Here is a 13,042-nt window from a genome sequence, read left to right as displayed (position 1 = left end):
CGCCGCGCCGCCGCAGGGGCAGTCACGGTGACTATTTCGTAGCATGTCGAACTAACGCCCGATATGGCACAGGGGTTCATTCGGGCGCGGTCACCTGTGCGCGACGTCCTTCACGCCAGCTGGAAAGACGTATGTAAAGGGTCGGCAGCACCAGCAGGGTGAGCGCCGTACAGGAAATTAAGCCGCCAATCACCACTGTCGCCAGGGGCTTCTCGACCTCGGCTCCTTCGCTCATGGAAAACGCCATCGGGAAAAAGCCGAGACACGCCACAGTGGCCGTGGCCATGACGGGGCGGAATCGCTCTCTGGCGGAGGTGATTGCGGCTTCCACTGCGCCGAGACCGGCGAGGCGTTTGTCACGGATGTAGGAGATGAGCACGACGCCATTAAGTGTTGCCACACCGAACAGGGCAATGAAACCGATACCCGCCGAGATGCTGAACGGCATGGCGCGTACCCAGAGTGCGATGATGCCGCCTGTTGCCGCAAAAGGCAGATTCACAAAGACGAGGGCCGCAAGCCAGACATCGCCCAGTGCCAGGATCAGCAGGCAGAAAATCAGCACGAGCGTGATCGGGACGACGATCTCGAGACGCGCCACCGCGGTCTGGAGGTTGCGGAACTGACCGCTCCATTCGATGCGATAGCCCGGCGGCAGTTTGATCTGCGTTTTGACCGCCCTCTGCGCTTCCTGAACGAAAGAGCTGAGATCACGGCCACGCACATTCGCCTGAACCATCATGCGCCGCTCCCCCTGATTGCGCCGGACGGCCGCAGGACCGTCGCGCATGGTGATTTCGGCCACCTGATCGAGGCGCACCGAGTGATCGTCGCGGGTCAGGACAGGAAGCAGGCGGATATCGTCGAGGTCCTGACGTGCCTCGGGCATGATACGGACTTCGGTCGGAATGAGAGCATCCTGCAGGGCAACGGGCGGGCCAACATGGCCGCCAATCGATTCCACCACGTCGAGAACCTCAGACGTATCGACATTCAGGCGGGCAGCCGCGGTACGATCGACATCGATATGCAGATAGGGGATGGTCCCGACATCCTGAGGCGCGACATCTGCCGCTCCCGCGACGCTGTCCACAACGCGGGCGGTGCGCGCTGCGAGGGCCATGAGCATATCGATATCCGGGCCATAGATCCCGATAGCGATCTGTGACCGTACGCCCGATTGCAGATCATCCATGCGCATCTGGATGGGCTGGCTCCAGGAATAGAGCGAGCCAGGATTGTTCTTGCGTAACGCCGCATCGAAGGCCCGAATAAGCCCTTCCTGTGTGTCGGCAGTCTTCCAGTCGTTGCGCGGCTTGAGCAGCACATAGGTATCCGACTGCTCGCCACCCTGCGGGTCAGTTGGAATGGCGGAGGTGCCGCTATTGCTCACCACCATACGGATATCGGGGAACTGTTTCAGCGTGCGCTCGATCTGCTGGATAGAGCGCAAAGAGGCATCTAGGGAGATACCGGGCAGGCGCGTAGAGGTGACGATCAGATCACCTTCCTGCAATTGCGGAATGAATTCGCCACCCAGTCGGGTTGTCAGGCCAAGAGACAGGACCAGCACCACGAGCGCGATCCCCACCACCATTTTTCCATGCGCCATGCACCAGCGCGATGCCGGGCTGAAGCCGCGCCTCAGGAAGCGGATGAAAAGCGTGTCGTGTTCCGTCCCGCTTTCGGGAACGGGATGCCCCTCGCCCGCATGAGAATCATCTTTATGAGCGCTATGACCGGGCTTGATGCGCATGATCAGGGCAGCGAAGGCAGGCACTGCCACAAGCGCATAGAGCAGCGAGGCAATCAGCGCCAGAATGACAGTCTGAGCCATGGGCCGGAACATCCGCCCCTCGACGCCTTCAAGCGTGAGTACAGGCAGATAGACCATGATGATGATGAGAATGGCGAAAATCACCGGCCGCGCGACGGAAGTCACCGTGGCGGCAATACGCTGGGTGAGCGGTACGGATCTGTCTGCCTGGCTCGATAGAACGCTCTCCACAATCACGAGCGCGCTATCCACCACCATGCCGAAATCGATGGCACCGAGACTGAGAAGATTGGCCGAAATGCCAAGATGACGCATCCCGACCATGGCGGCCACGAGTGAGAACGGAATGACCGAGATGATCACCAGCGAAGCCCGCCAGTCTCCGATTACCACCAGCAGGACGAAGAGAACCAGGAGCGCGCCGAGGATCAGATTCTCCTTGACCGTGTGGATCGTGACATCGGTCAGGGTAGCGCGGCTGTAATAGGGTTCGAGCGTCACGCCCTCGGGCAGGGTCGAGACGATCTTGGGCAACGCCGCGTTGATGCGCGCGAGCGTGGCTTTCGCGTTGGCCCCCTGCTGCAACAGGATGACGGCATTGACGATCTCGCCTTCGCCATCGCGGGTAACGCCGCCCAGTCGCGGCAGACGCCCCTCCTGCACGGTGCCGACATCGCGCACATGCACGACGCCACCATTGGGCATGCTGCGAACCTGAACCTCGCCAAGCTCGTGGAGGCTGTCGATCAGGGAGCGTCCGACGATGATATGCTGCTCGTCATTATGTTCGATCCACGCGCCCCCGGCGGCTTCGTTATCCTTGTCGACGGCATTGAAGACATCGGATACCGAAACACGGAACTGGCGCAGCGCCATGGGGTTGAGTGCTACCTGATAGGTCTGCGATGCGCCGCCATTGATATTGACGTCGATCACGCCCGGAACGAGCCGCAGCTTCGGGACCACGTTCCATGTCATGATACGGTTCAGTGTCGCGAGAGATCGATCCTTGCCGTGGATCTGGATCTGCAGGATCTCACCCATGCCCGTCGCCATGGGGCCCATGGTGATGGACAGACCCCGCACCGAAACCGCATTGCGCGCAAGCGACAGCCGCTCGGCCACGAGTTGTCGGGCGCGATAGATATCCGTGCCGTCGTCGAAACCGAGATAAAGCACCGACACACCCGTGCGCGAAACCGAGCGCATCGAGTTGACGCCCACGATTCCTGACATGACCGTCTCGATCGGAAAGGTCACCAGACGCTCGACTTCTTCGGTCGGGAGACCGGGGGCACGAACCGACACCAGAACCTGACGCGGTGAAATATCGGGCACCGGCTCGACGGAGAGAGAGCGTAGGTCGGCAATTCCTGCGATCATGAGCAGTATCACTGCGCCCAGAATGGCCGCGCGTCCCTTCAGCAGGGCAAGCATGAAACGCATGATTACTTCTGGCCCCCGGCCTTGTCCTTTTCGGGGGGCGGCGCCAGCAGGGCCTGGGATTTGAGGACGAAGCTTCCATCCGTCACGACGGTTTCGCCGGGCTTCAGACCGGATGTCACGACGATCGTCCCGTCCAGCTCCGGCCCCACAGCGACCTTGCGCGCTTCATAGCGTGATTCGTCCAGACGCACGAACACACAGCTCTGGTTGCCGATCGTCTGAATGGCAGCCTCCGGAATGAGCACGCCACTGACCTTGCTGGTCGAGAACAGCCGCGATTTGACAAGCATCTCGGGCCTGAGGAGGCGCTGGCTGTTATCTACCAGACTGCGCACCAAGACATGACGGGTCATGGGATCAACACTCCCCTCGATCAGGTCGATGCGGGATTTGATCGGCTTGGAGTCAGGGGTGGGCCAGGTGAGCTGGCGTCCCCCGCGCGACAGGCGCGTCGCCTGCTGCTCTCCTACCTGCGAGACAACCCAGACATGGGAGAGATCGTCGATTTCCACCGCCGCCGCAGCGCGGTTGGAGACTTCCTCTCCCACCGAGACGATGATCTTGTTCACGATGCCGTCGATTGGTGAGATGACGGAGGAGTGCAACCCGTCGGCGCGTTCTGCCGAGGACGTGAAGCGCGCCAGTCTTTCCCGCTCGTTCTGCACAAGGGCTTCGCTGCGCTTGACCGTGCCCTGGGCATCGCGCAGGCGCGAATAACGTCGCTGGGCTTCGCCCTGCGAGACCGCGCCTCCCTGAAGCGAGCGTGCGCGATCATAGGAGAGGCTTGCGTCGTCACGCAGGGCGCGTGCCTGTTGCAGGGCGGCTTCGGCCGAGAGCAGGCGTTGCCGTTCGTCGCTGAGGCTGAAATCGTCATAGGTGAACAGGACCTGACCCTTTTTCACCACCTCGCCCGGTGTGACCAGAACAGACTGCACCCTGCCCTGCCCCACCGGATGCAGACGCGCGCTCTTGCGGTCATCCTGATCGATATAGGCCGGGACATCGACATGCGGGGGAAGAGCCCCCTTATGGGCGACGGCCACATGGATCGCCTCTGACCTGAGCGCGTCCGGCGCGATGGTCAGGGGGGCTGTGGGCCATGCAGCAGCAGCCTGCGCGTAGGCCCCATGGGCAGAAAGGGGAATTGACACGCCAAGCAGCAGCGCGGAAGCGAGGGGCAGGACGATGTGTTTCATGGGTAGTTTCCCGCCATCAGGCTCATTCGGATCATGGCGGCGTGCCAGATCACATCGGCTTCCGCACTGCGTTGCCCGGCTTCCAGCGCTGCGCGACGGGCGCGCAGATATTCGATCACCGGTGTCTCACCCACGCTCCAGGCATGCTCGAGATCTCCGGCACGGGCATTGAGGGCATGGACAGAGGTCGTGGTGTGACGCAGCATCGACAGCGCCGAGCTCAGGCTGGCGCGTGTCTGTCGATATTCCACCGTCACCTTGCGCTGGGCGAGCACGGCGTCGCGCTCGGCGGCGCCCATGGCCTTGACCTCTTTCATGATCATGGGCGTGTTGCGCGCCTCGCTGGGGAGCGCCATCGAGAACTGGACGCCCACCTGCGTGTCCCAGGGGCTGCCGTACTGTCCCTGCTTGACGACCTGAACACCGACCTGCGGGTTGGGCATGTACGAGTGCCGCGCCACTGAATAGGCCGCCCGTGCGCTCTTGGTCACGGCGGCTGCCATCTCGATACGAGGGTCCCGTGCCGGGTCGAGGGCGAGGTTCTGCGTGCCGAGAATACGGCCGTCCAACGAGAGAATATCCGGGATCTCATCGGTGCCGGTCAGGGCATCGAGCTCGGCGCGTGCGCTCTCCAGGGCCTGCTCGGCCTGGGCGATCTGGGCGTCGAGATCGGCTTTCTCGCCCACTACTGCATCGAAATCTGCCGAGGCAATCTCACCGGCGCGCAATCCCTGCTGCGAGCTGCGTACCACACGGTCAAGAAGGTCGCTGGTGGCGCGCAGATTGCCGATCTTCTTCTGCAACAGGGTTGCACTGCTGGCGAGGTCGAGCACTCTGACCGAACTCAGGAGATGCTGCACCTTGATCCGCGCACGCGCCACGGCTTCATCGGCCAGCGCATTGCGCATGGTCGCCGTGCCCTGACCAGGCAACCAGAGAGGGATGCTGATGCTGCCCTGATAGGTTGTGTAGCCGAGATTCGTGCCGATGAAATGGTCATCGAGATATTGTCCGGCGAGGATCGGCCCGTCTGGAAACCAGGATTGCGCGGCGTTGGCATTCTTGTGTGAAGCGGTCGCGTCGATCGAGAAGGACTGGTTGGCCGGATCGCGGTCCCAGGCAGCGCGTATGGCGTCATGAAAACTCTCCGCCCGGCAGGCAGGCGCTGCAACCGCAAGACCGAACAGGATCGAGAAGGCGATCTTGCCGGGAGGCCTGACGCGCCTTGTTCCCGCACGGACAGGGGCAGCGTGAGGGGGCGCGCTCTCCGGCGTCGCGTCAAAGGGCGTCGCGGCCGTTGAGGGCGCGGCTTGAGAACACGCGGCATGGAGAGCCGAGGTGCGGAAAGGCAGCCTGTTCGACCGAAGAATCACTGACATGATGGCGCGATCTTAGGCGTAGTTACGCGGCGCTCCGCGACAAAACTTGGCTGGACAATAAAATAAAAAATAACTGTTGCCGGGACGGCGACAGTCATGGGGGCAGTAAACGCCCCCATGGGCTGGCTATCAGTTGCCCAGGGGCTGGACGTGCGAGACTTTGCCGTAGCGATCGTAATAGATCACGGCGTCTCCACGCCTTTGCGCATAGCCATCCGGTGTGCCGTCAGGGCGCTTGAACAGAATGCGATTGGCGTCGGGCTGTTCGATAACCTTGTCGCCCGGGGGGCGATATTTGAACATGCTGAAATCCGCTTCCGCCTTCGGAAGGGCGGAGGAGCGGGCAAGCTGATGCATGTCCGGCTTCTTCTTGCTGTCATCGTCATCCTGGGCCAGCGCCAGAACGGGGGTCATGACGACCCCCATACCCAGAGTTGCAAGTGCGAGATGACGGAGTGTGGACGGTTTCATCCGGGTGTTTCCTGTGTCAGCCTTTGTTCCGGGCGGCGGGCGGAGCCGAGGCTGTCGCAACATCGGATGCGCTCCAGCCGCCGCCCAGGGCCCGATAGAGCGTTACCAGATTCTGGTAACGCGCCAATTGCACGTTGATCAGGCTCTGTTGCGCGTCATACAGGCTGCGCTGCTGTGTCAGGGTGGTCAGATAGGTATCGATACCCGTGTTGTAACGCATCATCGCCAGATCGTAGGCCTGCTGGGACGACTGGACCAGCCCCTTCATATGCGTGTCCTGCGCGAGATAGGTTTCACGCGCCGTCAACGCATCCGAAACTTCCTTGAAGGCGGTCTGTACCGCCTTCTCATAGGTGGCGATCTGAGAAAGGCGACGGGCCTTGCTGATCTTGAGGTTGCCCTCGTTCTGCCCCCAGGTGAAAATCGGGAAGGTGATGTTCGGCGAGACCGACCAGGTCTGGGCACCCGGGGTAAAGAGATGCCGGAACTGCAGCGAGCTCACGCCTTCCTGCGCCGTCAGCGTCACCTTGGGGAAGAAGGCTGCGCGCGCCGCACCGATATTCGCATTGGCACCGATCAGGTTGTGCTCGGCCGACTGGATATCGGGACGCTGGGCGATCAGGTCCGAAGGAAGCCCCGCGGGAAGATCGCTCAGAAGCGTCTGGCTGCCGAAAGGCTGAGGCGCTGGCAGCGTATCGGGAAGCGGCACACCGACGAGCAATTGCAGCTGATGCTCGTCCTGAGCCATCTGCCGCTCATACTGCGCCTTGTTGCTCGCCGCCTGCTCAACCTGGGTCTGGGTCTGGGCCAGGGTCAATGCATCGGACTCGCCATGATCGTATTTCATGCGGGTCAGACGCAGCGTATCGCTTTGCGACGTCAGGGTCTGGTTCGTCACCCTGACGAGTTCGCGGTCGGCCAGCCATTGCAGATAGGTATTGGCTACCTGAGACACCATGCTGATCAGCACGGATTGCGCATTCATGCGCGACCCGAGCAATTCCTCGGCCTGCTGGCGCGACAGATTGCGAATGCGGCCGAACAGGTCGATCTCATAGGATGAGAAACCGATATTAAGACCGTAATAACGCAGCAATGAGGTGCTGCGGCCAAGGCCCGGCGCAAAGGAGAAGCCAGCCGTGTCAGACGGTGCATAATATTGCCCCTGCCCTGTCACCCCAATCGGGGGAAACAGCGAGGCGTGCTGAACATCGTAGTTACCCTGGGCCTCGATGATCGCCGCGGCCTGACTGCGCAGGTCGCGGTTGTTGCGCAGGGCAAGCTCGATCAGCGCCCGCAGGCGAGGATCGGTGAAGAAATGCTTCCATCCGATATCGGATGCAGCCTGGCCAGCGAGGGCAGCCGTTTTGCCTGCATCAGCCGGATAGGCGTTCTGCACTGGCTGGGTCGGCCGGTTGTATTTCGGTGCCAGATCGCACGAGGCGAGCATGGTGAACGCCAGCAGGGCGCTCACCGATTTCACGGTCTTCATGGGTCTCATGCGCCCTCTCCCCGAGCGGCTTCATTGCGGTGTTCGTAGGGATCGACACGATCCTTCATGCGGGTCACACGGAACAGGCGCAGGATCACTACAAAGAACACGGGAACAAAATACACGGCCAGCAGCGTTGCCGAGAGCATGCCGCCCACCACGCAGGTGCCGATGGCCACGCGCGCCGCCGAACCTGCGCCCGTCGCGATTGCCAGCGGGAATACGCCGCAGACGAAGGCGATGGACGTCATCAGGATCGGACGCAGGCGCTCGCGACCGGCCTTGAGCACTGAATCCTCGAGGGAGTCGCCCTGCTCGAAGAACTCCTTGGCGAATTCGACAATCAGAATGGCGTTCTTGACCGAGAGACCGACCGTGGTCAGCAGTCCGACCTGAAAATACACGTCGTTATCGAGGCCGCGCCAGAGGGTGGCACCGATGGCGCCGAGTACGCCAAGCGGAAGCACCATCAGCACCGAGAGCGGGATGGCCCAGCTCTCATAAAGCGCTGCAAGGCAGAGCAGAATGACGATGGCGGCAAGAGCGTAAAGAGGACCTGTGGCACCGCTTGAGGCGACCTGCTCGTAAGAGATACCGGTCCATTCGTAACCGATACCCTTGGGCAGATGCTGCAGGATCTTCTCCATCTCCTGCATGGCGGCGCCGGAGCTCGTGCCCGGGGCACCCTGACCCTGAAGTTCGAAGGAGTTCAGACCGTTATAGTCCTCTACCTTCTGAGGGCCGACGATCCAGTTACCCGAAGCAAAGGCGTTGAACGGCACCATGGCACCCGCCGTATTGCGGACATACCACTTGTTGAGGTCCTCAGGCGTCATGCGTGCCCAGGCTTCGCCCTCGATATAGACCTGCTTCACACGATCGCTGCGCATGAACTGATTGACGTAGATCGAGCCGAACGCCCCCTGAATGGTGGTGTTGATCTCGGCATTGGTCACGCCCTGCGCATTGGCGCGCTCGCGGTCAATGTCCAGATGGAACTGGGGCTGATCTTCCAGCCCCATGGGGCGCACAGCCATCAGCTTCGGGTTCTTCGCGGCTTCGCCCAGAACCTGATTGCGGGCTGCCAGAAGGGCCTGGTGCCCGAGATGTCCGTTATCTTCGAGTTCGAGATCGAAACCGGCCGCGTTGCCGAGCTCCATCACGGCAGGCGGATTGATGGCGAAGATGATCGCTTCCGGGTCCATCCAGAAGTGCTTCATGATATCGCCAGCAACTGACATCGTTGTGTTCTTGTAGCCGGGGCGTTCATCCCATGGCTTCAGACGAATGAAGAAGGCACCCGCGCTCTGGCCCTGACCGGCAAAGTTGAACCCGTTCATGGCAAAGACAGACTGCGCGATATCGCCGTATTTATGCATGACGTAATCGGTGATCTTGCGGTTGACCGCTGCGGTCTGGGCGTTGTTCGCACCCGGGCGCATGGTCACCTGACCAAAGATAATGCCCTGATCCTCCTCCGGCAGGAAGCCGCCGGGAACGCGCATGAACAGGAAGACGGCACCGCCAGCGAAGGCCGCGAAGATCAGCATGCTGACCAGACGGCTGCGCACGAGGCGCCGCACGCCGCCCAGATAGCCGTTGGTCATCCGGTCGAAATTGCGGTTGAACCAGGCGATCGGGCCCTTCTTGTGCTCCTTGTGCGTCGGTTTGAGCATGGAGCCGCAAAGCGCAGGTGTCATGACCGTGGCGACGAGCACCGAAAGCCACATGGCTGAAACGATGGTGATCGAGAACTGACGATAGATCACGCCCGTCGAGCCGCCAAAGGCTGCCATTGGAAGGAACACAGCTGTTAGAACGAGCACGATACCCACGAGTGCGCCCGTGATCTCGTCCATTGACTGGCGTGAGGCTTCCTTGGGGGAAAGCCCCTTCTCGCTCATCACGCGCTCGACGTTCTCCACCACAACGATCGCGTCATCGACCAGCAGGCCGACGGCGAGCACCATGGCCAGCATGGTGAGGGTGTTGATGGAGAACCCAAGAGCCGAGAGCACGCCGAACGTCCCGAGCAGCACGACAGGCACGGCGATCGTCGGGATCAGCGTGGCGCGGAAGTTCTGCAGGAAGATCAGCATCACCACAAAGACGAGAGCGATAGCTTCGACAAGGGTGATCACCACTTCCTTGATGGACAGGGTGATGAACGGCTCGGTATCGAGCGGATAAACGGTCTTCAGGCCGCGCGGGTAGAATTTCTCGAGCTCTGCCACCTTGGCGCGCACGGCGGTTTCGGTCGTGAGCTGGTTTGCTCCCGGTGCGAGTTTGAGCGCCATACCGACGGTGGGCAGGTTGTTGTAGAACGACGACAGGTTATAGTTCTGCGCGCCGAGTTCCACGCGGGCCACGTCGCTCAGATGCACCTGCGACCCATCCTGCTGGACCTTGAGCACGATCTTCTTGAACTGCTCGGGTTCGCTCAGGCGCGTCGGACCGATGATGGTCGCGTCGAAGCCGATCTCCTTGGTAGCGGGCAATCCGCCGAGCTCGCCCGAGGAAACCTGGATGTTCTGCTGCGAGATCGCCGTCTGGATGTCGCTGACGTTGAGCGCGTATTTATAGAGCTTGTTCGGGTCCAGCCAGACACGCATGGCGTATTCCGAGCCGAACAGCGTGTGATCGCCCACACCCGACACGCGCGATAGCGGATCGGACACGTTCGAGGCCACGTAATCGGCAATATCCTGACCCGACATGCTGCTATCGGTCGAGATGAAGGCGAGAACGAGCATGAAGTTCTTAACGGCCTTCGTCACGCTCAGACCCTGCGCCACCACTTCGGTCGGCAGGCGCGGCTGAGCGAGCTGCAGCTTGTTCTGAACCTGAACCTGAGCGATGTCGGGGTTGGTCCCCTGCGCGAAGGTCAGGTCGATCTCCATATGGCCGCTGCCGTAAGAAGAAGCCGAGAGATATTCGAGATGATCGAGGCCGAACATCTGCTGCAGAATCGGGCGAACGGTCGTGTTATTGACCGTTTCGGCTGAAGCACCGGGATAATCGACCGTGATCGCGATCTGCGGGGGCGCGATCGACGGGTACTGGGCGATCGGCATGCGGAAGATGGCAACCGCACCGACCAGCATGATGATCAGTCCGATAACCCAGGCAAAGATCGGTCTGTCGATGAAGAAACGAGACATTGAGAACTCTTATCCTGCGTGCGCGGGCTGGGCGTCGGCTGGCTTGCCGTCGGCGGATTTCTCGACCGGTTTCACAACGGCGCCGGGATGCGCCTTCTGGATCCCCTCAACGATGATCCTGTCACCGTCATTGAGCCCGCCCATCACGACCCAGTCACCGCCGAGCGCACGATCGAGCTGCACAAAGCGCATGGTGACCTTGTTGTCGTTATCCAGGGCGTAGACGTAGGGATCTCCCTTGGGGTCACGCTGCAGCGCCGGCTGGGGGATGGTGATGGCCTTGGGGTCAACGCCTTCGGCAACTTCAGCGTGCACATACATGCCCGGCATCAGAAGACGGTCGGTGTTCGGGAACTCCGCGCGGACGACCATCGTCCCTGTGGCCGGATCGACCGTGACTTCCGTCAGGCGCAGCTGCCCCTTCTGGTCGTAATGACTGCCATCCTCAAGCGTGAGCTCGACAGCGGCCGCGTTGCCCGACACCTTCTCCAGCTTGCCGCTGGCGAATTCACGGCGCAGGCGAAGCATATCTGAAGTGGCCAGATTGACGTCCACATAGATAGGATCCATGCGCGTGACCGTAGCGATGGCTGTCGTCTGACCTGCCGTGACCAGCGTGCCTGGCGTTACGAGCATACGCCCGATGCGCCCATCAATGGGTGAACGGACCTGGGTCCAGTCAAGATTGACCGCAGCGCTGTCCACATTGGCTTTCGCCTGAGCGATATCGGCCTCTGCCTGCTTCGCCGAGGAAAAGGTATTGTCGTAGTCCTGTTTGCTGACAGCATGCGCAGCGGCAAGCGGGCGATAACGCTCCAGCTGGGCACGGATGCTCAATGCGGCCGCCTGGGCATGCAATAGCTGCGCCTTCGCCTGATCATAGGCAGCCTGATACGGGGCCGGGTTGATGACATAAAGCAGTTGCCCTGCTTTCACATCCGTCCCCTGTTCGAAGCTGCGCTTGAGGATCACGCCGCCAACCTGCGGACGTACCTGCGCCTGTTCGAAAGCTTCGACACGCCCCGGCAGGGACGTGCTGGTCTCGAGCGCATGGGGATGCACGGTATAGACGCCCACCGTCTGTGGCGGCGGTTTGGGTGCGGCTGCCTTCTGTTTGCAACCGGAGAGATCGAGCGTCAAAAGGGCTAGGGGAATGAGACGCAGGGAAAGGCTTGTTGTCGCCTTCAAATTCCACGGTGAACGGGCCGTGTAAGACGGAAATGCTCGCATGCTGGCGCTATCCAAAATGACCGATGTTCAAGAAGGGTAACCGCAAACCATGCGCTCGCGCCAAAAAAGGTTTCGGAAACCCTTGAGTTTCTCTGGCATAGGGAACTATACGGTTTCCGAAAGCCGGTCAACGGACCAGCAGCAGCCTGGAGCGATTTTTCGCAATACGATGTCAAGTACGACCCGCACGAACGCAAGTCACATCCAATCCCAGGAAACCGTTCCATTGCGCAGGCATTGTGGTCGGCCGCCAGTATTGTGTGAAACTGAACGGCGCGAGAAAATACTCGACGCTGCCGAAATTGTATTGCAACAGCACGGCTACTCTGGTGCTTCCATGGACCGGATTGCTCAATGCTCGAACATGTCCAAAAAGACGCTTTATCACATGTTCGAGTCGAAGCAGGATATGATGGAGCATCTTCTGCGCGACCGCCTTTTACTTTCAGGTCTGCGCGACCTCGAACTGTGTGGCGAGACGGTGGAGGATCGTCTTGTCTACGGGCTTGAGGCTCTGGCGGTTGCCATGATGGCCGAGAAGCGGCTCAGCCTGATCCGTGTCGTGATCGCCGAAGTCTCACGCAATCCCGAGGTCAGCCGTTTCGTCCGCGAGTTCTTCTCCAGCGCGGCGGGGCCCTTTCCGCTGCGCGTCTGGCTCGAGCGCATGGTGGAGGAAGGCAGTCTTCATGTTGAGGACGTCGAACAGGCCTCTGACATGCTTTTTGGCGGGGCGCTGGCGACATCCATGCTTTGCGAACTGAGCCATTGCCGCCCAAGGCAGTACTGGGACGAGACGCCCGGTTATCTGCGGCGTGTGGTCAGGATGTTCCTTCACGGACTGGAAAACGAAAAAGGGGCCGTCTAGGCCCCTTTTTTCTGCCTCAGCCTGG

Annotated in this window: 8 protein-coding genes; 1 reads left to right on the top strand and 7 read right to left on the bottom strand. The window is 61.0% G+C overall.

Annotated features, from left to right (window positions below; translation table 11 throughout):
• Window positions 1–76 precede the first annotated feature (76 nt).
• From AA0535_RS01635 to AA0535_RS01605, 7 genes are all read right to left on the bottom strand, one after another.
• Window positions 77–3,223 carry an efflux RND transporter permease subunit gene (locus AA0535_RS01635; protein WP_264814162.1) on the bottom strand — a complete coding sequence of 1,049 codons (3,147 nt, stop codon included), beginning with the start codon at window positions 3,221–3,223 and terminating at the stop codon, window positions 77–79.
• 2 nt (window positions 3,224–3,225) lie between these two features.
• Complete coding sequence (locus AA0535_RS01630) at window positions 3,226–4,419, bottom strand: efflux RND transporter periplasmic adaptor subunit (protein ID WP_264814161.1); 1,194 nt, start codon at window positions 4,417–4,419, stop codon at window positions 3,226–3,228.
• Entirely contained in the window at window positions 4,416–5,798 is a 1,383-nt protein-coding gene (locus AA0535_RS01625) for a TolC family protein (protein WP_264814160.1), read from the bottom strand. The genes AA0535_RS01630 and AA0535_RS01625 overlap by 4 nt, the downstream gene beginning before the upstream one ends.
• Before the next feature lie 129 nt (window positions 5,799–5,927).
• The gene (locus AA0535_RS01620; RefSeq protein WP_264814159.1) at window positions 5,928–6,269 is read right to left on the bottom strand and encodes a hypothetical protein; all 342 of its coding nucleotides are present in this window, start codon (window positions 6,267–6,269) and stop codon (window positions 5,928–5,930) included.
• Between the two features lie 16 nt (window positions 6,270–6,285).
• The gene (locus AA0535_RS01615; protein WP_264814158.1) at window positions 6,286–7,770 is read right to left on the bottom strand and encodes an efflux transporter outer membrane subunit; all 1,485 of its coding nucleotides are present in this window, start codon (window positions 7,768–7,770) and stop codon (window positions 6,286–6,288) included.
• Window positions 7,767–10,922 carry an efflux RND transporter permease subunit gene (locus tag AA0535_RS01610; protein ID WP_264814157.1) on the bottom strand — a complete coding sequence of 1,052 codons (3,156 nt, stop codon included), beginning with the start codon at window positions 10,920–10,922 and terminating at the stop codon, window positions 7,767–7,769. The genes AA0535_RS01615 and AA0535_RS01610 overlap by 4 nt, the downstream gene beginning before the upstream one ends.
• 9 nt (window positions 10,923–10,931) lie before the next feature.
• A complete protein-coding gene (locus tag AA0535_RS01605) occupies window positions 10,932–12,110 on the bottom strand; it encodes an efflux RND transporter periplasmic adaptor subunit (RefSeq protein ID WP_264814156.1) in 1,179 nt (392 codons plus the stop codon).
• A gap of 91 nt (window positions 12,111–12,201) precedes the next feature.
• On the opposite strand from AA0535_RS01605, the gene AA0535_RS01600 reads away from it, so the two are divergent.
• A complete protein-coding gene (locus tag AA0535_RS01600; RefSeq protein ID WP_373319250.1) occupies window positions 12,202–13,017 on the top strand; it encodes a TetR/AcrR family transcriptional regulator in 816 nt (271 codons plus the stop codon).
• The last annotated feature ends 25 nt before the right edge of the window (window positions 13,018–13,042 follow it).

The organism is Asaia krungthepensis NRIC 0535, from assembly GCF_025995175.1.
GTDB classification, from domain to species: Bacteria; Pseudomonadota; Alphaproteobacteria; order Acetobacterales; family Acetobacteraceae; genus Asaia; species Asaia krungthepensis.
The sequence above is the reverse complement of the archived record's forward strand: the minus strand, read 5'-3'. Positions and strand labels throughout refer to the sequence as shown.

Coding starts and splice junctions, on each gene's coding strand:
- AA0535_RS01635 (WP_264814162.1), bottom strand. CDS start 3,223: ATGCGTTTCATGCTTGCCCTGCTGAAGGGACGCGCGGCCATTCTGGGC.
- AA0535_RS01630 (WP_264814161.1), bottom strand. CDS start 4,419: ATGAAACACATCGTCCTGCCCCTCGCTTCCGCGCTGCTGCTTGGCGTG.
- AA0535_RS01625 (WP_264814160.1), bottom strand. CDS start 5,798: ATGTCAGTGATTCTTCGGTCGAACAGGCTGCCTTTCCGCACCTCGGCT.
- AA0535_RS01620 (WP_264814159.1), bottom strand. CDS start 6,269: ATGAAACCGTCCACACTCCGTCATCTCGCACTTGCAACTCTGGGTATG.
- AA0535_RS01615 (WP_264814158.1), bottom strand. CDS start 7,770: ATGAGACCCATGAAGACCGTGAAATCGGTGAGCGCCCTGCTGGCGTTC.
- AA0535_RS01610 (WP_264814157.1), bottom strand. CDS start 10,922: ATGTCTCGTTTCTTCATCGACAGACCGATCTTTGCCTGGGTTATCGGA.
- AA0535_RS01600 (WP_373319250.1), top strand. CDS start 12,202: ATGCGCTCGCGCCAAAAAAGGTTTCGGAAACCCTTGAGTTTCTCTGGC.